This is a genomic window from Macrococcoides goetzii (assembly GCF_002742385.2).
Lineage (GTDB): Bacteria > Bacillota > Bacilli > Staphylococcales > Staphylococcaceae > Macrococcoides > Macrococcoides goetzii.
In genome coordinates this window covers 319,557-340,411 of record NZ_MJBI02000002.1, presented here as the reverse complement: position 1 = coordinate 340,411, position 20,855 = coordinate 319,557, and the positions used below count along the sequence as shown (strand labels likewise).

Below are 20,855 nucleotides of genomic sequence, written 5' to 3'. Positions count from 1 at the left end.
TTATCGATTAGTCGTATAATTAAATTGGGCACAAATATTGTTTTAGAAACTTAAATATGAAAAGGGGTTTTTATATGAAAGAAGCAACATCTCAAATGGTCAGCATTATTTTAAATGGCAAACCAATGGATGTCCCTACTCAAGTAAGTATTTTAGATTACTTACGTTACAAAGGCATTGATGTACCAGCACTTTGTTATCATCCAGATTTAGGGGCTATTGAAACTTGTGATGCTTGTATCGTTGAAGTTAATGGGGAACTCGTTCGTGCATGTAGTACAGAATTAAAAGACGGAGACGTTGTTAGAACGGGCTCAAGTGATGCATTTGAGGCACAAATGATCGCTATGGATAGAATATTAGCAAATCATGAACTTTACTGTACTGTTTGTGATTTTAATAATGGTAATTGTACAGTACATAATACAGTTAAAAACTTAAAGATTGATCATCAGGCAACTGCGCAGTCACCAAAAGGTGCTCCTAAGAATATCGGTAAATTCTATCGCTATGATCCAGATCAATGTATTCTTTGTGGTCGCTGTGTTCAAGCTTGTCAAAATGTACAGGTAAACGAAACATTAATGATTGACTGGGAATTAGAACGACCTCGTGTTATCTGGGACGGTAATACTGATTTAAATATCGATGATTCTTCATGTGTAAATTGTGGTCACTGTTCAACAGTATGTCCATGTAATGCAATGATGGAAGTTGGTATGGTCGGTGAAGCTGGTTTCTTAACAGGTATGCTGAAAGATGCATTCCGTCCAGCAGTAGAAGTTACAAAAGCTGTTGAAACTGGTTATACACCGTTAATGGCAATTTCAGATGTTGAAGCAGAAATGCGTAAAGATAGAATTAAAAAGACAAAAACAGTATGTACATACTGTGGTGTTGGATGTTCATTTGAAGTATGGACAAAAGACCGTGAAATCTTAAAAGTTGAACCGAGTCCTGAAAGTCCAGCAAACCAAATTTCAACTTGTGTTAAAGGTAAATTCGGTTGGGATTTTGTAAATTCAGGTGAGCGTTTAACGAAACCATTGATTCGTGAAGCTGATGGCTTTAGAGAAGCAACATGGGAAGAAGCACTGAGCTTAATCTCAAGCAAATTCAAAGAAACAATCGATACACGCGGACCAGAAAAATTAGCGTTTATCACATCATCAAAATGTACGAATGAAGAATCATTCTTAATGCAAAAATTAGCACGTCAGGTTGTAGGAACAAATAACGTTGATAACTGTTCACGTTACTGTCAATCACCTGCAACAATGGGACTATGGAGAACTGTAGGTTACGGTGGCGATTCAGGTTCAATTACTGATATCGGAAGCGCTGGATTAATCATCGGCTTAGGAACAAATACTGCTGAAGCACATCCAGTTATCGCAACACGTGTAAAGAGTGCCCAAAAATTACGTGGTGCTAAATTATTAGTTGTAGATATCCGTAAACATGAACTTGCTGAGCGTGCTGATATGTTTGTCCGTCCTAACCCAGGTAGTGACTTAGTATGGTTAAATGCTGTTACAAAATACATCATCGATAATAACTGGCAAGATCAAGCGTTCATCGATAAACACGTAAATAATTACGAAGCTTTAGTAGAAGGATTACAAAAATATACAATTGAATATGCTGCTAAACATACTGGCATGAGTGAAGCTGAAATCATCAAGATTGCAGAAATGATTCACGAGGCGAAATCTACTGTAGTTATGTGGGCGATGGGTGTTACACAACAACGTGGAGGTAGTGATACTTCTACTGCGATTTCTAATATGTTACTTGTTACTGGTAACTATATGAAACCAGGTGCAGGAGCATATCCATTACGTGGTCACAATAACGTTCAAGGTGCTTCTGATATGGGTAGTATGCCAACGCATTTACCAGGTTATCAAAAGATTGCTGACAAAGCAGTACTTGATAAGTTCAGCAAAGCATGGGGCGTTGAAATGAATCCAAACGTTGGTCAGAATAACCACCAAATGGTAGATGCAATGCATGCAGGCGAATTAGATGTGTTATACCTTAAAGGTGAAGATATGGGTATCGTTGATTCTAATATCAACTACGTACGTGAAGGATTCGAGAAATTGAAATTCTTCGTTGTTCAGGATATCTTCTTCTCAAAAACTGCTGAATATGCAGATGTTATCTTACCTGCATCTCCAAGTTTTGAGAAAGAAGGTACATTCTCAAATACAGAACGTCGTATCCAACGTTTATATCAAGTAATGGAACCTTTAGAAGGTACTAAACCAGACTGGAGAATCATTCAGGAAATCGCACAACACTTAGGTGCAGATTGGAACTACAGCCACCCAAGTGAAATCATGGATGAAATCGCATCACTGACACCAATTTATTCTGGTGTATCATACGATAGACTTGAAGGCTTCAACAGTTTACAGTGGCCAGTTCATGAAGATGGTACAGATTCACCATTATTATTCACAGATGGATTCCCATTTGAAGATAAAAAAGCGAACTTCTTCCCTGTTGACTGGACTGAACCAACAGAATACGCAGAAGAATATGATATTCACGTTAACAACGGACGTTTACTTGAGCACTTCCATGAAGGTAATATGACTTATCAAGTTGCAGGTCTTGCAATGGAAACACCTGAAGCATTCTTAGAAGTATCTCAAGAACTAGCAGATGAAAAAGGTCTTCATACTGGTAACTTAGTAAGACTTCAATCACCTTATGGTAAAGTTGATGTACGCGTATTAATTACTGACCGTGTATTTGGTAAAGAAGTATACTTACCGATGAACGATAATGGCGATGCAGCAATTAACCTATTATCTAGTTCTATCGCTGATAAAGATACTTCAACACCAGCATATAAAGAAACTAAAGCAAAATTAATCATCTTAGATAATAGTAGAAAATCACCATTACCAGAAAACAACTTCCGCTTCGGTAACCGTGTACCTCAAATGGGCGTAAATGTTCAAGGTAAATGGAATAGAGCTGATTACGTATTCCCTGGAGATATCGTTAAATCAAAAAGAGGTGATAAATAATGGCGCAACCTACAAGAGTAGTTAAACCGATGGAAGTGGATGTTGAAGCTGTACGTGCAAAAGAATTACGTGAGTTAGAAGATCAGTTAATTCAACATAAAGATACATTGAATAAATTATTCAGATTACTTGAGCAACTTGATGATCATGAAGCGTTAAATGCAGCGAATGCTGCATTAGCGCAAAGTGATCCTATCTTAACACGTATTTTAAAAGCTGTTAATGAAACTGAAACTGATCAGGCTATTAGAAATGCTTTATTACTTGTTCAAGGATTAGGTAAATTTAACTTCAGCGATATCGAGCCAATGATTTTAAAGTTTAACAAAGGTTTAAAACTTTCAACTGAGTATAACCAAAGTAAACCTTTAGGTTGGTTAGGATTACTTAACGTATTAACAAATAAAGACTTTGTCGAAGGCTCTATCGTATTAACGAAATTCGTTAAAGGATTCGGCACGTCATTCGATCAACTGAAGAAAGAACAAGGTATCGTTGATCCTGTGCATACAAATAAAGGTGAAGTTAAAGATGTGCATCATGTTGAGTCACCAAGTAAAGTAGTGAAAGATGAAGTGAAACAGCAATTTATCACACATAAAGAAGCATCTCAATCAAACGCGAAGTTTTACGGTGTTGTAGCTGGTGCTGCAGCATTAGGTGTTAGTGCTTTATTGATGAGAAAGTAATATCAACAATAAAATTTAGAACTAAAATAAACCACAAGTCTTCAAAAGAAGACCTGTGGTTTTATTGTTTAATTATAAATTTTAAATACAAAGCTTAAATTCAATTATTTCTCATCTTTAAAACTTGCTAGTAACGACGCAGTATTCAATGCTAAAATATTTCTCGCATTCTTCGTAGCATCATAACCTTGTCCAGCTTTTAAATGCGAATAGATTGCACCTAACATCACACCACCAACAAGTAATGAACCTGCCTGATTAAATTTCTTATTAAAAATAGATAAAGCTAGTAACGCTGCACCAGTCGTTTCAACGCCACCGATTAATTTCATAAATTCTTTAGAATAACCAAACTCTTCAAACATTTTAACTAAGTTTTCATCTTCCTGAAGCTTCCCCTTACCTGCGTTAAACATTTCTTTAGCGATAAATAAGTTATTGATATAATTTAACATAGTATCACTCCTATTATAGTAATTAGATATTATTATAATAGCCTGATTCAACTCATTAAAACATATAATAATTATTCACTTTGTATATTAATCATCTAAATCATCATTAAATTCATCTTCATAATCACTATCGTCATCATCATCTGAGTAATAATAATATGGACTTTTCTGAACTTGGATATTGGATTGTTGCTGATGATTAGGAGCTTCTTGAGTATACATAGGTTGTCTCGATGTATTTTGGATGTTCTCTGGTATTTCACTAGATTGTTGAACATGTTGAGACGGTGTTTCTGTTGAAGATTCTTCAATATATGTTTGTTTTGACTTCACTTCTTTTGTATATTGAGTTTTAGATGCTTTTTCTTTTTTAATATTATTTTTTTCTTCAGAGGCTTTCTCTTTTTTTATCAAACTTTTATTATTCTGCTTTTCATCTCGTGTTTCAAATCGTTTTAACACTTTTAAATTTGATATTTTTTCATTGTAACGATCGATCTTAAATTGAAATCTCTTCTTCTTATCTTCAATTGTAACTTTGAAATATTGTTTATTTGCTGTCACATAGAAATCTTTTATTTCCCCTGTATAACGTTCAGCAACCATTGCTTTCGCAGCGTTTTCACTCATTAATGCACGATTATTCTGAAAGATAACGACTCCCAATACGATTGTCAGTAATATCGTAACAAAATACAAAAATGGTTTAATTAAATATTTCAATGTACTGCTCCTTTATCGTTAATTTAACTGTTGTTCCTTGGCTTAATTCTGATTGTACATCAATGCCTATATCATTTGTTTGAGCAATTTCTTTTGCAATATATAGTCCTAAACCACTGCCACCTGTCTTTCTAGTACGCGCTTTGTCGACACGATAAAATCGATTAAATATTTTATCCAGACTTTCTGCAGGTATCCCTATTCCTTTATCTTCAATTTGAAGTATCACATTTTTATTACGTTGATTTAATGATATGACTACATCTTTATCACTATATTTGATCGCGTTATCAATAAATATTGTGATTAATTGAATGAATTGTTCTTGATTTAATTTTGCGTTCAGTGACTTTATATGTGTTTTAAACTCAATATTGCGTTGGTGCGTAACTGATAGTTTCTTTACAATCCTTTGTAAGACGTTAATAAGCTCAAATGATCTGACTTCTTCATTTTTAGATTGATCATGAAATGATGTGATCTGTAACATTTGACTTGCTAAATAACTCATTCTTTTCGCTTCTTCATGTATCGCATCTAACCCTTCTTCCAATACTTCTGGTTTTGTTTTTCCGAAGCGTTTTAACATCTCACTATAACTTTTAATTACAGTGATCGGCGTTTTTAATTCATGAGATGCATTCGCGATAAAGCTTTGTTCTTTCTCTTCCTGCTCACTTAATCGTTTCATCATTAAATTAAAAGTATCTGTCAAATCATCTAATTCTTTCGATGTATTCTCTACACTTTCTATCTTTTCATAACCTTTTGTTTTATGGATTTTAGACATTTTATTAATCAATAGATGAATTGGTTTTAATATGCTATGCGTAATTATCATGTTGAGAATAAAAGTAATAATTGTAACCATAATTGTAGAACCTATCAGTATCCACTTCAAGTTTTCAAAAGATTCATGTTTCATATCAATATTCTCGTATATTTGTAAATTGACTGTTTCCTTATCTTCCCATAGTACAGGAACCGAAACCATTACGAAATGATGATCACCTCGCGTAATATACTTATCTGTCTGCTTCTCTTTATAATTTTCTATTAAATTACGATATTGTTGTTTCGTCATAATCTGAAGTTTGCGTTTATTACTTTTATCTACGACTGTTACTGAACCATCTGACAGTAAGTGATTAACAATGATTTCCTCGTTATCCCGTTTAGTTTTATTAGACTTTTCCAGTTCTTTAATGATGTTAATCGCTCTGTTTTCTAATTGATGTACTTCGCTTCGAATTGCATTATTCTTAAATGAAATGTACACAAATATATTCACAACAATTAGTGTTAGCACTATCATAACTGTAGTATAAAGTTGAATTTTTGTTCTTAACTTCATAAGATTATTCCTTTATCAAATATCCGATACCTCGAATACTTTTTATATAATCATGTGAATCACCTAATTTTTTTCTTATATATCTAACATATACATCTACGATATTTGTATCACCTGTATAATCATAACCCCAAACATGTTCAATAATTTGTTCACGATCTAATACCTGGTTTTTATTTTCAATAAAATAATAGAGTAAATCGTATTCCTTTTGCGTTAATTCTATATTTACTCCATCTAAATACACTTCACGGACATTAGGATGAATTTCGATTGATTTGAACTGAACTATCTCACTAGACATTTTAACTTCAGCACTTTTTAAGTGAACACGGATACGTGCAAGCAATTCTTCAATTTCAAAAGGTTTAGTCATGTAATCATTTGCACCGCCATCTAAACCTCCAACTTTATCTATAACTGTATCTCGTGCTGTCAACATAATAATTTTTACCTGTGAGTCAGTCATTCTAATACGTCGCAATACTTCAAGACCATTAAGTTCAGGTATCATAACATCAAGTAATATCAAATCAATTTGTTCTGTTTCATAAATGTTAAGTCCTTCACGCCCAGTATATGCCTTACTCACTTTATAGCCTGCAAATTCAAGTTCAAGCTCTATTACACGAGAAATTTTTTCATCATCTTCAATTATCAATATATGTTCCATAATTCACCTCTTAAAGTGTTAATCCTAAAGGACTCCAGTAACAATAATAGAATATCATCATAACAGCTATATAAATTGGTGTTAATATCAAACTTAGTGACATTAATTGCCTCGATGTAAAACCTGCATCCGCTTCATAAAATACCAGAATGGATTTAGAGCTTACCGGAAATGTTAAACAGTAGTTCATACCGATAAGTGCTAAAAATACAGTGGCTGTTGGATTAAGCTGAAATAGATTTGCAAGCAATAAAAACCCAGGTATTAATACGATAGCTCTTGTTGTATGACTCGTAATCAGCAAATGAGATAAAACACTAATGGTAATAATGGTTAACATCATATAAAACTCATTCATCCATTTCATAGATGATAATGTTTTAAATAATGACTGTTGTAAATCATCTACAACATTGTATGTTACAAGTAATGAACCTAATGCACTTGCTGCTGCTACGAAAAGAATTAAACTCCAGTTAATGTACTTCAATCCCTCTTTAAATGTCATGATATTAAACAATGGCAGCATTATGATAAGTGCAATGAATAATGTCAATACTGCAATATCCATATGATGGAGCCATTCTGTCATCCATAGTACAATAGTTACAATGATAATCAATAATGCTTTTTTCTCGATTATACTATAATGTTGCTGTGCAATATATTCATGTTCGATTTGTTCGTGTTTTACCTTTGTGAATAACCGAATAATAAACATTGATATTAAACCAATCACAATACCAAATGGCGCTCCAAATAATAAAAATTCAAAATAAGATAAAGTATTCTTGTTCTGTGCTTCAAGTAATCCCATTCCAATTAAATGACTTCCTGCACCTAATAACGTCAAATTCGATCCCATTAATATAAGCGTCGGAAACAATAAACTATAATAAGTTTTATGCTGTGGTAATTTCTTTACCAATTGTTCATATAACGGTAACAGCATCACTGCACGAGAAGAAGTAGACGGAATAACAATACTGATAAATTGTGATGCGATAAAGATAAATCGATTCATCTTTCGTGTATGACCTTGATTTAATACCCAGTCAGACAAACGTTTCATCAATCCACTTTTTTCAAGCATCCCACTTATGATAAACGCACCGATCATCAACCATATAATATCTTGTTCAAACGAACCAAATAACAATGACTTCGGCAATCCAATCAATACACCTAATGTTAATAATAATAATGCAACAAGCGCAGCTGGAAGTGGCGTTGCAACAAACATTACAAGCGATACGACAAATAATATGACACTGATTTTACCTAAATATTCAAAATCAGTTGAAGTAAATATATAAATTGCAAACAATAGGCAGCTTATCGTAATGATAAGTGCCCTATTAGAAATATCAACTCGCATGCGACTTCATCGCTTTAGCAATTAATATACCTATCATTACTTTTCGCATCGCATTTTCTGCACAGTTTTTCAACCATTTACTTGCATCTGAGATTGAATCTTCTAAAGTTGCAGGCTCTGGAATAATACTAGAGAATGCATCTATACCAGTGTCATAGTTAATTTTTGCATTTTTACCGATCGTACCCGCTAGTGCAATAACAGGTTTATGGTATTCCTTAGCAATCCGTGCAACTTCAGAAGGAATCTTACCATGCGGTGTTTGGTAATCCAAACAACCTTCTGCTGTAAATACTAAATCAGTATTTTGTATTGCGTCCGAGATTTGAATATACTTCATAATAATTTCAAATCTCGGGTGTAACTTCGCACCGCAAACCGCAATTAAACCAGCACCAAGACCACCAGATGCACCTGTACCTTGTCCATACTTTAAATCTTCAGTAGAAACTTCATGAAATAGTTCTGCTAAATATTCTAGATTGTGTGCAAGCAATTCGACTTGTTCTGGTGTCGCTCCTTTTTGAGGTCCAAATACGCGTGCAACACCACGTTCACCACATAATACATTTTTCCAGTTAACAGCTGCATCAATTGGAATATGCTTAATTTGTTCATTCAAATCTGAAAAATCTATGGATTTAATACGATGAATATCTCCGCCACCTTCGATATAAATCTCTTTCCCCTTTTCATCATAACAGCGCACACCTAATGCCTGTGCCATACCGATACCACCGTCATTTGTACCTGAATCTCCACACCCAATCAGAATACGTTCAGCCCCATCATCTAGCGCTTTTAACATCATTTCACCGACACCGTATGTCGTTGTTTTTAATGGATTACGTAAATGTTTCGGTACATTCTTAAGACCTGCAATTGCTGCCATCTCGATTACAGCAGTTTTTACACCTTGTTCATAAAACATGCCATAGAATGAATCAATCTTCTTACCAATAGGTCCGGTTACTCTATGATGAATAATTTCTCCAGACTTTAACTTCGTGATTGTTTTAGCAAATCCTTCTCCACCATCAACCATCGGAATTACAGTTATATCATGCTTCGGATCCACTTTCTTAATCCCTTGCTCAATTGCATATCCTACTTCTTCGGCACTCAGACTCTCTTTAAACCCTGAAGGAATAACTACGATTTTCATATGTATCTCTCCTTATTTGTAAATTGTAATGTTTTATTAATTACAAATATACAGAGCATTTCTTGGATGATACTTAACTAAAAATTAAAATTTGATTAGAAATTGAATAAACCACACTCATAAAAGTGTGGTTTATGTTATTCTTTATACATTAATGTGTATTCTCAATCGACTTTAATTTTGTTAATGTAAAATACTTATTAAAAACTTCGGCCAGCACCGCCACCACCTGATGAACCTCCGCCGAATCCACCACCGCCTGATGAGCCGCCAGATCCTCCTCTCGATCCACCACCGCGAAGTGGAGTGCCAACAGCAAACTGAGGTGCGGAGGTATCTAATATTCTCGTCTTCACTGGCAGTAATTTCTCCATACGTATTAACGTATCAGTTTCAAGGTCAGGATACATCGGGTCTTTTCGTGTCTCATTATATATTCCGGTTGAAGTTAATTTTCCCTTTAATGCACCTATCATTTCTAAATATATAATGCACACAAATTCCATAAATAACAGAGGAATGCTATGAAGAAAAAATAATATATTCACGAAAGGATTATTATATTTCATCTTAATGTATCGCGCTGCTCGACCATTTACAGCTAGACTATGCATGATCATAAATCTGCGTTCATTTGTGTTCTCACCGAATATATCATGAAAGTCCTTTGTGTAATACTTTAATAAAAATGAAAGTACCGTTGTAATTAATAAATAATAAGCCATTATAATAATAGGTTTCATTATAAAGTCGTTTTCTTCATATAAATCTAAATAGAACTGGCTAATAACAAATTGGTAATTACTTAATCCGTATATTTCTTCTCGTGATGCATCTTTAGGAAGCTGTGCGTACATTTCCTTGATCTCTTCATAAAATGCTTCATATACTTCAATTGTTCCTTTACTGTAATCACCTTTCTTTAAAGTTTCATAACCGCTTCTATCGATAATTCGACCTACTTTTGCATCATTAAAGTAACCTTCTAGCCCGTAGCCTACACGAACTTCGATGCCACGATTTTTATATTTTTTACCTTTATCCATATTCAGAAGGATAACAATCCCATTATCTAAATCTTCTTTCCCAATACCATAATGATTAATGACTTCTGTAGCGTACAATGCTCGATATTTACCTGTAGTATTAACGGTAAATACCGCCATTTCTACACCAGTTTCTTCTTCTAGGTGCTCACTGTATCGATTTAAATAATCGATTTCTGAATCAGAGAAGATTTCGGCATTATCCTGTACAAATAAATGATCTTTATTCAATTCAGGAAATGTATACGCATTAACTTGGAATGGTGAAACAAGCATCAATATTAGCATTATTATCAATAATTTTATGTATCTCATAATGACCTCTATTGTTTTGTTTTTTGTTTATGTTTTTTCTTTTTTTCAGCTTTCTTTTTCTTTTCGTCCTCAATATATAATTCATAATATGCTTTGTAATTATGCATTACCCTCAGTAATTCCTTAGGCTGAACACCTATATGCTTCGGTAGCTTTATATGTATGCATCCATCTTTTATATATGTAGATTTCGTCTTAAATAGACGCCTCGGATCAATCAACTGTACTATAATAATACTTTCTTCACCCTGCTTTTGTAATATAATATCTTTTACATTCTTCCAGACAACCATCTTATCGGGTTCAGCATCATTTGATATTCTATCAAAAAAACCTTTCTCATTGATGATCATAACAACTTCACCATGTTTGGAGCGTTTCAGAACAACGAACATCAAGATGAATAATACGAAAAGCCCAATATTTAAAATCAATTGATACCATCCATGGATAAACTGAAACAATGGATACAAAAATAAAATAAGACCTATCGTAAAAATAGTTAAAAGCGTGGATAACACGATTAACAGTCTATTCGTGATTGTTACTTCATATCCGTACATAGCATACCTCTCTATTTTTTCTATTATGTTTTATTATATATAATTTCGTGTAATATAAAAATCATACTTTACTGATATAAAGTATGACCTTAAATTAATCTAGTGTATTCTCAAGAAATGCAAATTCTTTATCTTCTTTTCCAGACAATTTTTGTTTTCTTTTATATTCTTCAAAAGCATTCTGCATAAACATTAAACATTCTTCATCACTGTACTTTGTAACAAATTTGAGCATTATATTAATTTCACCTTCAGTATAGTGAGTATTATAATCTGCTATCATGCGTGTCGCTAGATCTTCATGCTCTAATGTTTTATATGGATCTCTCAGTGCAACAGTAATATATGACTGTCCACCAAAATATCTTAAGGAAATATCTTTAACTTCTTTCCAATGCACTAATCTATCACCCGTAGCTATCATTGAAGAATTATCATAAAATCCCTCTTCATTTATAGTTACTAAGGGCTTATTAAAAACTAAATGTTTTAGATAGAACATTGAAAAAAAATACATTGTTAATGCTAAAAAGACTACCAATAACCTCATATCCCATCCATTCTCTTCCCAAGCTATAATTGCAATAAAGGTGAATAGTAATCCACTAATAAACAATATTAAAAAAGCAAATAACATTTTTAATATACTTTTTTTAATTTTCACTTCTTTCATTTCATACTCCCTATATGTTAATTTTTTATTGTTATCAATATTACTTTTTCATAAATTCTTTCAGCACAACCGCATGATTATATTTTTCATCTTTAGCACCATATAGTAGTACAATTGTCCCTTTCATATCTTTGAGCTTTTTAACCGCATCATTATCTTTAAGTTCTTCTTTATACTTTTTCTTAAAATCATCGAACTTGTCTGGATCATGATCAAACCACTTTCTAAGATCCGTACTCGGTGCTATATCTTTCAACCATTCATCTAACTTAGCATCTTCTTTGCTTATCCCTCTCGGCCAAACACGATCAACTAACACACGTTTACCTTTAGGAATCTCTTCATCATAAATACGTGCAAGTTTGTACATATTAATCACCTCAAGTATAGATTTATATCACTTAGTCCATCGTAACACTAAATCTATATTGAAATAAATGATAACACCCTCTAGCGAATGCTTAAGAGTGTTGAAAATTCTTATGGAACACAAATTGCTGACGCAATTTGCGTATCAAATCTGTAAGCGAACAAGTTCGCAACACCTTTGGCAATTAACGTTTTGAGAACTGCAGTGAGTGACTGACGCTTTAAGACCTGGTTTTTTACGTTCAAAAACTTTAGGTTTTCGTACAGTTTTATAAACTGTCGTTAGCCTTAATATTAAAGGATTTCTGATTTTTTCAAATGCATAGAATAGCACCAAACATCACTCAAGGGTAACTAAAGGGTAACTAAATAAACTGCTGGCCGAATGAGGCTATCATTAGTGCTAAATCTTTAAAAAAATCTAATTAATACTATGTGTAGTTTTTATTACGAACTTATAATTTACATTTTAATTTTATAATTTCGTAGTACTAAATGTCATGATTAATGGATAGATATAAAAATTCCCGAAACATTATAAATACTTAAAACATATATGCTTAGGGTTTAGTCTTATATGCTTGTTTGTTATGTTTAAGATTATCGGGATATTTTAATTCTAACTTTCCTTCCGAAACTAGCGGTATTACTATTGTGCATTTTTTTGCTATACCAAGATATTATTTGCGGTCCATTTGCGGTCCATTTGCGGTCCATTTGCGGTCCATATTTAATAAAATACGTAATTTAATTTTTTAATGTATATTTACTAGATTTTGATTCTCCCACCAAAATTATTTCTTCCTTATCTCTTAAAGCTTTGAGAACTCTTTTACTTGTTGTGGATGAAAAACCACATAATCTTTCTACTTCTCTTCTCGTAATAAATTCATTCTTAGAAAGGTACTCTAATATCATAACCTCACCTTTTTGTTCATCAAACTCTTTATCTTTAATATATTCAATCTGATTTTCAAATTCAGCATAAACTCTATGAGTAAACATATAGCTATTTCTATGTTCTCTTTGAATTATATTCTTTTTTTGAATTAAATCATTTAATATCACTTGTACAGATTGATTACTAACCTGCGCTACTTCTGCTGCTTCAGACAAAGATATTTTTTTATTACTTTTTATATATTTTAATATACAAATTTCTTGTACTGAAAATGTACTATGCTTTTCTTCTTCTTTTGTAATAAATTTTAAAAACTCAATATCTTCCATTGCACTGCGAAGAATGAGTTGAACAGAATTACTAAAAAGTGTGTAATCAGGTGCTGACTTTCCAAGGGCCAACATATCTTTAAATATAATGTCTACCCCTTGCCCAGATCTTTGAACATATTTTAACTTTTGAAAAGTTTCTGCAATTAACTTATTTCTAGGTGTAGATTGGTGACTAATGATATTTTTACTATTAACACCTTCAGGAAAAGCGCCTGGATTTTCAATATGTATTTCCTCAGGATAAAATTTTATTATAATCGATGATTGATTTTCATAATCTCTATGTGTCATAGCGTTTAATAATGCCTCTTGAAATACATTGATAGGATAATCTAATACTTCTAGCTTAAATAAACCAATTTGGATATTCTGTATTGTATTTTGATCTTCAAAAATATGGTGAATTCTATCCAAGGATCTAAGTAATGGTACTTTTAAATCCAACCTTTTATAATACTCAGTAATTCCTTCTTTATAAGTTAATACAATAATTTCTGATTGGGGTAGAAATTTTGAAATAGCTTGTTCTTCCTTCGTAAAGTTCAATTTAAATTTCCAAAATAATTATAAATACTTTAACATATATGTTTAAGTATTTAGCATATATGCTTAGGGTTTAGCGTATATGCTTAGGGTCTAGTCTTATATGCTTGTTTGCTATGTGTAGGGTTATCAGGATATTTTAATTCTAACTTTCCTTCCGAAACTAGTGGTAGTACTATTTTTTGCCTTATATGATTTTCAGTACGACCTAAAACGCTTGATATTTGATTAATAGTAAAGTAATCATCAGAGCATAGTTCTAAAACTAATTGCTTTAAAACTTCCGGTTTTACTCTTATTTTCCCTTTCAGTTTATCTTTTACTCCATTAATAATATTTTCTCTATCAACTACATCATTTGTTTTATCAATATTTTTTAATTTGTAAAATTCAATATTATTAATAGTATTTCTTTCGATAATATCTAATTTTTCTATATGAATAATCATTTTGCTTAGTTCAATAGAATTTATATCTAATAGTGCTTGAATGTCTCTACGACTTATTGAATTTTTTTCTAATAGACACGAAAGAAATTTTATCTCCATTGATGTTAAATCGTCAAATTCATTATCTAGTGATTTTTTCAAAGTATCTAAATGATTTTGTGAAATTAGTTTTTTTGTTTTTAAAGATAAAGTTATAGTTTCAGGTTGAAAAGATTCGATTATCTCTGGAATTTCCCAGTCATTTTTACGCCATATGTTGTGAATATTTTCTAAACCATAACCAGAACGTTCTCCTAATCCGATCAAAGAAAATATTTTAAAAATATTTTGATTCCTAGTATCACTTGTTCCTCCACTAATTGCTTTTTCTAAAGGAATACGAAGTAATCCGGGGTTTACAAACTTATATTCTTCGCTATTCTTTTCAACAATTATATTTCCCCTAGTAAAATAATCGGCATGAATAATCGTATTAAGTAACGCTTCTCTTATAGCACGTTGAATATTTGTAACAGAAACTCTACTATAATCTTCACTATTTAACTCAAATGGTACATCGACATCTTCGTTCATGCGTTTTATCACTTTTTGATAAAAATCATATAAGTTCCCTGACCAATCACCACTTTGTGAAGTAAATCGGTGCATCCAACGTTGCCCTTCTACTTCATTAACCTTTTCTCTATAATCAAGAAAGTAATTATTAAAAAAGTCAGTAATAGTATGCTCTTCACCAAAAACTAAAAGTCCTGCTGCTGTTAATCCTTCAATAGATTTTTCTCTATCTCTACCCCATCCACCTATTCTTCTTAAAAACTCTTTATCATCTAATTCATTCCAATCATTATTAGGATTCTGAATCATAAATCTTTGTCTATATTTTATCAATGATTGCTTATTTAAATCTTCTAATCCATAGTTAGATAATACAATACTATCACGAGTAGAATTCGAGGCTTCAGCAATCATTGTGTCTACTTCCTCTTTAGTACATTTATAATCTCCTTCAAAATTCCTACGATATGTTCCTATATATGGATTTTGATTAATTGAGACAGGTTTTTGCTGTCTAAGAGCTCTAGGTACATTAATCTGAAGAATATCATATGAACCTACTTTTATTGGTTTTACATCATCACTTTGTAAAATATTAATACTAACTTGGTTACTATTAATATGGTCCCAGAACTGCTTTTGAAGTTTGACTACATCAATTCCTTCAACCGGATAAAAAGTCCCTTCCTTCTCCTCAATACCCAAAAGAATCATACCACCTGTTGTATTAGCAAACGCTGAGTAAGTGGGCCAAATATCTTTTGGTAATCCACCTTTACCAAGTTTACATTCTAGCTGACTATGTTCTCCAAATTTGACTAACTCTAAGATATCTTGTTCTTTCAATGCACATCACCCACTTTTACTCTTAATAATTTAATTATAAACTAAAAGTTCTTGTTATATGAACCGCAGAAATTATTAATTATATTCTTCACACTTTAAAATAATAATACATGGTTACTTATGTATGAATCTAAAAGAAAAACCAGGTCATTTCATATGGTGTCATACAGTTTCATATCATTGAATTTTTAATAGGTTTCAAACAAAATAGTTCCTCTAGGGGTAACTAAATGGTATCTAAACACCTCTATAAAAATACAAAAAAGCACTCTTTGGAATAATCCAAAGAGTGCTGTAAACGTATATTTAATTGAACACAAATTGCTGACGCAATTTGCGTACCAAATCTGTAAGCGAATAAATTCGCAACAGCTTTGGCAATTAACGTTTTGAGAACTGTGGTGAACGACGAGCGCCTTTAAGACCTGGCTTCTTACGTTCTTTCATACGTGGGTCACGTGTTAACATGCCTGCGCGTTTTAATGATCCACGGTACTCAGGATCTGCTTCTAATAATGCACGAGAAATACCATGACGGATTGCTTGTGCTTGTCCAGTTAAACCGCCACCTTTAACGTTTACTAAAACGTCATAGTTACCTTTTGTTTCAGTAATATCGAATGGTTGGTTTAAGTCTAAGATTAATGATTCGAATGGTAAGTAGTCACGTACGTCACGGTTATTGATTGTGATGTTTCCTTCTCCAGGAATTAAACGAACACGTGCTACTGAATGTTTACGACGGCCTGTGCCTTTATATTCAACTTGTGCCAATGTATTGTCCTCCTCTTAATTAACCACGTAACTCGTAGTTTTCAGGTTGTTGTGCTGCATGTGGATGCTCTGCTCCAGCATAAACATGTAATTTTTTGAACATTTTGTCGCCTAAAGAACCTTTTGGTAACATACCTTTAATTGATGTTTCCATTAAACGAACTGGGTTTTTCTCACGTAATTCACCAGCTGAGATTGATTTAATTCCACCTGGGTGATTTGAGTGACGGTAGTAAATTTTGTCTTCTGCTTTGTTACCTGATAAGTAGATTTTTTCAGCGTTAATTAAGATAACGTGATCTCCACAATCTACGTGTGGTGTGAATGTTGGTTTATGTTTACCGCGTAAGATTGATGCAACTTCTGATGAAAGGCGACCCATAGTCTTACCTTCAGCATCAATTACGTACCATTTGCGGTCAATGTTTGCTTCGTTTGCCATGAATGTTTGACGCATTATATTTTCCTCCTAAAATAAAAAAAATTCCCTCTAAATCCTGTCTATATATCTGTAACACAATAAGTTTCCGGGGCTTATTGTCGTGGTTGATATTAAACAATACCGTTGTCTATCTTATAACATTTTAAGGGTGTTTGTCAATCTTATTCCCAAATTCTTTTTATTTATTTTTATTCATATTCGTTATAACAGATTTAAGATTGTTGTGTTAATTGTCTACGTGTTGGTTTAAGTGTGATGGTTGTCCCTTTTGGTATATCTTGTGTGAGTTCTTCAGGTGACAGATAGATCTTTTCTAAATATAACCCTTCAGCTGGCGCAGTCTTTCCTGCTTTCGTCCTATCGCTAGCAGCGATGATTGCGGGTATTTCTGATCCTTGTCTTTTCCCTCGTCCTACGTCCATTAAGAAATGCACCATAATACGGACCATGTTATAAAGAAAGCCGCTGCCAATGACGAAGAATTCATAACCTGTATCAGTTTCTATCACTTCAAATTTATACATTGTGCGTTCTTTATTCTCAATTTCTGTCTTCGCCGAACAAAACGATGTAAAGTCGTGTGTGCCAATGAAGTATTGTGCCGCTTCATTCATCTTTCGTGTATCTAATGTTTCAGTAATATGCGTTTCAATGCCTCTTTTCAGCACATCTCTATGAGGCGCTTTATAAACTTTATAGCGATATGCTTTACCTACACAGTCATAACGAGAATGAAAATCTGCATTAATCTTTGTCACTTCATTGATATATATATCGTCTGGTAATGCAGAATTAAAGGCATGTTGCCATTTATTTGTCGGTAGTGACAATGTTGTATCGAAATGGACGTACTGCATCAATGCATGTACACCTTTATCTGTTCGAGATGACGGATGAATTCTGATAAAATCTTTATGCATGCGTTTTAATATACGTTCTAATTCATACTGTACAGTGCGACCTTCATTCTGAATTTGAAATCCCTGAAAGTCTGCACCATTATATGAGAGTTGTAACAATATACGTTCCATTTATATGATGCTCCTTAATATGAATATGATGACACCGATTGGAATAAGTGTAAGTATCGTAAGTGTATCTTTCGTTTGCCATTTAAGTTGTCGATATTTTGTACGTCCAATATCTCCTTTATATCCTCTTACTTCCATGGCAATCGCTAAATCATCTGCGCGTTTAAATGCTGATACAAATAACGGAATAAGCAATGGTCCAATTGCTTTGAAGCGTTGCAATGCGTTCCCACTCGCTAAATCACTACCTCGAGACATTTGTGCTTTCATTACTTTCTGCGTTTCATCCATCAATGTTGGAATAAAACGAAGAGCGATAGACATCATTAGCGCAAGTTCATGTACTGGTAACTTTATTTTCTTGAATGGATTTAATATTGATTCAATTGCATCAGTCAAAGCGATTGGACTTGTCGTGAGTGTCATTACTGTCGATAAGAAGATAATAATAATAAAGCGAAATGAAATCATTATCCCCATCAATACACCATCCATTTGAATATTAAATATTCCCCAGTCGAATAATGTTCTGCCGCCCTTCGTCAAAAAGACATGCATTAAAAATGTAAAAATGATTAAAAACAGGATAGGCTTAATACCATTAAAAACAAACATAAATTTAAGATTAGATAATTTAATAATGAGGAATACCAATACAAAACCAAACAGATAACCATACCAGTTATCCATAAAGAAAACGAGTATCGTCATAATAAATACAAAGATCAACTTCGCTCTCGGATCTAACGAATGTACGAAAGATTCAATTGGGACAAATCTACCAAGAATCATTTTATCAAGCATGGCTTTTCCTCCATTCTTGATACATTGCATTAAAATCTTCTATAGAAAGCGCAGTATATGGCAATTTAGTATCATATTTTGCTTCAAACTTTCTTTGTAATTGCGTAATTTCAGGTGGATGGATGTCAAAGTGTGTTAAATCTTTACTGAATATTTCTTGGGGTGTACCTTGATCTACTACCTTTCCTTGATGCATCACATATAGATAATCAGCACGGGCTGCCTGGTCCATTTGATGTGTAACTAATATAACAGTGATCCCTAAATCTTGTTGCAGCTGATGAAATAACGCCATTATTTCCTGCTGTCCTGTCGGATCAAGACCAGCTGTAGGTTCATCAACAATTAATACATCAGGTTTCATTGCAAGTACACCCATTATTGCAACACGACGCATTTGACCTCCTGAGAGCTCAAAAGGGCTTTTATGAAGAATAGACTCATCCATACCAAATAAATTAAATAGTTCACGTGCGCGTGCCTCAGCATCTTTTTCCACTATACCGTAGTTCATAGGACCAAACATGATATCTTTCAGCACAGTTTCTTCAAATAATTGCTGTTCTGCAAATTGAAAGACCATCCCGACTTTTTTTCGGATAGGTTTAAGATGTTTATTCTTCGTCTTGCTGGTAATTACCTGACCATCTATATCAATGTTGCCCTCTGTCGGTTTGATGAGCGCATTTAGATGCTGAATCACAGTAGATTTACCTGATCCAGTATGTCCGATAATCGCATAAAATTTATTCTCAACAAACGTCATATTAATGTCAGTTAAAGCACGAACTTCAAAAGGAGTATCTTTAGAATAATGAAAACCAACGTCATTTAATTGTATCTTCATAGTTTCTTAAGCAACTCCTCTGTCGTTATAAATTCATCCTGATTAAATAATAGTCGATTTACTTTCATTTCAAATGGTAAATCAAGGCCCAATGAGATAAGCTCATCTGCATTTTTATATATTGATTCAGGCGGTCCTGACATCACAAGACTGCCTCTGTTCATTACACAGATGCGATCACTATCCAGCGTTTCTTCCAGGTGATGTGTAATATGTATGATTGTAAGTTGATGTGTTTGCTGAACAGTCTTTATAATATTTAATATTTCAGTACGTCCCTCAGGATCCAGCATAGATGTTGCTTCATCTAAGATGATAACTTTAGGTTGCAATGCTAATACACTTGCTATCGCTACACGCTGTTTCTGACCACCGGAGAGATGGTGGGGCTCATGTCTTCTCATATGTGACATTTTAACTGATTCTAATGCATGATTTACACGCGTATGCATTTCATCATATGATACCCCGTAATTTTCTAATCCAAAGGCAATATCATCCTCCACAGTCGCACCAACAAATTGATTATCCGGATTTTGAAATACGATGCCTAATCTTTCGTGAATAGATTGAATTGTATCTTCTGTAAGCAAGATATGATCAATTGAAATATCACCCTTTTGAATGGTTTCAATACCGCTTATAAGCTTCACTAACGTGGACTTACCTGAACCGTTATGACCAACAATAGAAATCCATTCGCCTTTATTAATCGTTAAAGAAAGATCGTCAATTGCAGGAATACTCTGACCATCATAAACATATGTTAAGTTGTTAATTGTTATGATCGGTTCCATACAATCACCTCTCTTTTCTTATCTGAATTATTGCATATATAGTATATATTGAATAATAGTTATTTTTAGAAAGCATATAAATTATAT

The 20,855-nt window shown here is 33.2% G+C and carries 20 protein-coding genes; 2 read left to right on the top strand and 18 right to left on the bottom strand.

Translation table 11 applies throughout. The annotated features are described in order from the left end of the window. Positions 1-74 precede the first annotated feature (74 nt). Entirely contained in the window at positions 75-3,044 is a 2,970-nt protein-coding gene (gene fdhF, locus BFS35_RS07245; protein WP_099578935.1) for a formate dehydrogenase subunit alpha, read from the top strand. Beyond that, positions 3,044-3,733 (top strand): helical membrane plugin domain-containing protein, encoded by a 690-nt coding sequence (locus BFS35_RS07240; protein WP_099578937.1) that lies wholly within the window; start codon positions 3,044-3,046, stop codon positions 3,731-3,733. Before fdhF ends, BFS35_RS07240 begins: the two co-directional genes overlap by 1 nt. 104 nt (positions 3,734-3,837) lie before the next feature. On the opposite strand, the gene BFS35_RS07235 is transcribed toward BFS35_RS07240, so the two are convergent. The 18 genes from BFS35_RS07235 to BFS35_RS07150 all read right to left on the bottom strand — a co-directional run bounded on the left by BFS35_RS07235 (position 3,838) and on the right by BFS35_RS07150 (position 20,768). Beyond that, on the bottom strand, positions 3,838-4,188 hold the full coding sequence (locus BFS35_RS07235; RefSeq protein ID WP_096077452.1) for a DoxX family protein: 351 nt from the start codon (positions 4,186-4,188) through the stop codon (positions 3,838-3,840). Between the two features lie 87 nt (positions 4,189-4,275). Further along, complete coding sequence (locus BFS35_RS07230) at positions 4,276-4,911, bottom strand: hypothetical protein (RefSeq protein ID WP_099578939.1); 636 nt, start codon at positions 4,909-4,911, stop codon at positions 4,276-4,278. Beyond that, positions 4,895-6,265 carry a sensor histidine kinase gene (locus BFS35_RS07225; protein ID WP_099578941.1) on the bottom strand — a complete coding sequence of 457 codons (1,371 nt, stop codon included), beginning with the start codon at positions 6,263-6,265 and terminating at the stop codon, positions 4,895-4,897. The genes BFS35_RS07230 and BFS35_RS07225 overlap by 17 nt, the downstream gene beginning before the upstream one ends. A 4-nt stretch (positions 6,266-6,269) precedes the next feature. After that, complete coding sequence (locus BFS35_RS07220; protein ID WP_099578943.1) at positions 6,270-6,938, bottom strand: response regulator transcription factor; 669 nt, start codon at positions 6,936-6,938, stop codon at positions 6,270-6,272. A 10-nt stretch (positions 6,939-6,948) separates the two neighbouring features. Further along, a complete protein-coding gene (locus tag BFS35_RS07215; RefSeq protein WP_099578945.1) occupies positions 6,949-8,316 on the bottom strand; it encodes an SLC13 family permease in 1,368 nt (455 codons plus the stop codon). Continuing rightward, positions 8,306-9,481: a glycerate kinase family protein gene (locus BFS35_RS07210; protein WP_099578947.1), complete on the bottom strand. Its 1,176-nt coding sequence runs from the start codon at positions 9,479-9,481 to the stop codon at positions 8,306-8,308. Before BFS35_RS07210 ends, BFS35_RS07215 begins: the two co-directional genes overlap by 11 nt. A 200-nt stretch (positions 9,482-9,681) precedes the next feature. Further along, positions 9,682-10,842: a TPM domain-containing protein gene (locus tag BFS35_RS13955; RefSeq protein WP_099578949.1), complete on the bottom strand. Its 1,161-nt coding sequence runs from the start codon at positions 10,840-10,842 to the stop codon at positions 9,682-9,684. Between the two features lie 8 nt (positions 10,843-10,850). Continuing rightward, on the bottom strand, positions 10,851-11,405 hold the full coding sequence (locus BFS35_RS07200) for a hypothetical protein (protein ID WP_099578951.1): 555 nt from the start codon (positions 11,403-11,405) through the stop codon (positions 10,851-10,853). Positions 11,406-11,499: 94 nt separating this feature from the next. Beyond that, positions 11,500-12,078, bottom strand: a complete 579-nt coding sequence (locus BFS35_RS07195; RefSeq protein ID WP_099578953.1) for an STM3941 family protein — start codon at positions 12,076-12,078, stop codon at positions 11,500-11,502. Between the two features lie 40 nt (positions 12,079-12,118). Continuing rightward, positions 12,119-12,448 carry a DUF488 domain-containing protein gene (locus tag BFS35_RS07190; RefSeq protein ID WP_099578955.1) on the bottom strand — a complete coding sequence of 110 codons (330 nt, stop codon included), beginning with the start codon at positions 12,446-12,448 and terminating at the stop codon, positions 12,119-12,121. Positions 12,449-13,194: 746 nt separating this feature from the next. Then, positions 13,195-14,226 (bottom strand): ATP-binding protein, encoded by a 1,032-nt coding sequence (locus BFS35_RS07185; RefSeq protein WP_099578957.1) that lies wholly within the window; start codon positions 14,224-14,226, stop codon positions 13,195-13,197. Between the two features lie 83 nt (positions 14,227-14,309). After that, entirely contained in the window at positions 14,310-16,073 is a 1,764-nt protein-coding gene (locus BFS35_RS07180) for an RNA-binding domain-containing protein (protein WP_099578959.1), read from the bottom strand. 381 nt (positions 16,074-16,454) lie between these two features. After that, entirely contained in the window at positions 16,455-16,847 is a 393-nt protein-coding gene (rpsI, locus tag BFS35_RS07175; protein WP_096077475.1) for a 30S ribosomal protein S9, read from the bottom strand. A 19-nt stretch (positions 16,848-16,866) separates the two neighbouring features. After that, the gene (rplM, locus tag BFS35_RS07170) at positions 16,867-17,304 is read right to left on the bottom strand and encodes a 50S ribosomal protein L13 (protein WP_099578961.1); all 438 of its coding nucleotides are present in this window, start codon (positions 17,302-17,304) and stop codon (positions 16,867-16,869) included. Between the two features lie 197 nt (positions 17,305-17,501). Then, positions 17,502-18,320, bottom strand: a complete 819-nt coding sequence (gene truA, locus BFS35_RS07165) for a tRNA pseudouridine(38-40) synthase TruA (RefSeq protein WP_099578963.1) — start codon at positions 18,318-18,320, stop codon at positions 17,502-17,504. Then, positions 18,321-19,124: an energy-coupling factor transporter transmembrane component T family protein gene (locus BFS35_RS07160; RefSeq protein WP_099578965.1), complete on the bottom strand. Its 804-nt coding sequence runs from the start codon at positions 19,122-19,124 to the stop codon at positions 18,321-18,323. It abuts the gene before it with no gap. Beyond that, positions 19,117-19,971, bottom strand: coding sequence for an energy-coupling factor transporter ATPase (locus tag BFS35_RS07155; protein ID WP_099578967.1), 855 nt, complete (start codon positions 19,969-19,971; stop codon positions 19,117-19,119). The genes BFS35_RS07160 and BFS35_RS07155 overlap by 8 nt, the downstream gene beginning before the upstream one ends. Continuing rightward, positions 19,968-20,768, bottom strand: coding sequence for an energy-coupling factor transporter ATPase (locus BFS35_RS07150; protein WP_099578969.1), 801 nt, complete (start codon positions 20,766-20,768; stop codon positions 19,968-19,970). Before BFS35_RS07150 ends, BFS35_RS07155 begins: the two co-directional genes overlap by 4 nt. Positions 20,769-20,855 lie beyond the last annotated feature (87 nt).

Excerpts from the sequence above, each read along its gene's own strand:
- fdhF (WP_099578935.1), top strand. The coding sequence starts at position 75 with ATGAAAGAAGCAACATCTCAAATGGTCAGCATTATTTTAAATGGCAAA.
- BFS35_RS07240 (WP_099578937.1), top strand. The coding sequence starts at position 3,044 with ATGGCGCAACCTACAAGAGTAGTTAAACCGATGGAAGTGGATGTTGAA.
- BFS35_RS07235 (WP_096077452.1), bottom strand. The coding sequence starts at position 4,188 with ATGTTAAATTATATCAATAACTTATTTATCGCTAAAGAAATGTTTAAC.
- BFS35_RS07225 (WP_099578941.1), bottom strand. The coding sequence starts at position 6,265 with ATGAAGTTAAGAACAAAAATTCAACTTTATACTACAGTTATGATAGTG.
- BFS35_RS07220 (WP_099578943.1), bottom strand. The coding sequence starts at position 6,938 with ATGGAACATATATTGATAATTGAAGATGATGAAAAAATTTCTCGTGTA.
- BFS35_RS07215 (WP_099578945.1), bottom strand. The coding sequence starts at position 8,316 with ATGCGAGTTGATATTTCTAATAGGGCACTTATCATTACGATAAGCTGC.
- BFS35_RS07210 (WP_099578947.1), bottom strand. The coding sequence starts at position 9,481 with ATGAAAATCGTAGTTATTCCTTCAGGGTTTAAAGAGAGTCTGAGTGCC.
- BFS35_RS13955 (WP_099578949.1), bottom strand. The coding sequence starts at position 10,842 with ATGAGATACATAAAATTATTGATAATAATGCTAATATTGATGCTTGTT.
- BFS35_RS07200 (WP_099578951.1), bottom strand. The coding sequence starts at position 11,405 with ATGTACGGATATGAAGTAACAATCACGAATAGACTGTTAATCGTGTTA.
- BFS35_RS07195 (WP_099578953.1), bottom strand. The coding sequence starts at position 12,078 with ATGAAAGAAGTGAAAATTAAAAAAAGTATATTAAAAATGTTATTTGCT.
- BFS35_RS07190 (WP_099578955.1), bottom strand. The coding sequence starts at position 12,448 with ATGTACAAACTTGCACGTATTTATGATGAAGAGATTCCTAAAGGTAAA.
- rplM (WP_099578961.1), bottom strand. The coding sequence starts at position 17,304 with ATGCGTCAAACATTCATGGCAAACGAAGCAAACATTGACCGCAAATGG.
- truA (WP_099578963.1), bottom strand. The coding sequence starts at position 18,320 with ATGGAACGTATATTGTTACAACTCTCATATAATGGTGCAGACTTTCAG.
- BFS35_RS07160 (WP_099578965.1), bottom strand. The coding sequence starts at position 19,124 with ATGCTTGATAAAATGATTCTTGGTAGATTTGTCCCAATTGAATCTTTC.
- BFS35_RS07155 (WP_099578967.1), bottom strand. The coding sequence starts at position 19,971 with ATGAAGATACAATTAAATGACGTTGGTTTTCATTATTCTAAAGATACT.
- BFS35_RS07150 (WP_099578969.1), bottom strand. The coding sequence starts at position 20,768 with ATGGAACCGATCATAACAATTAACAACTTAACATATGTTTATGATGGT.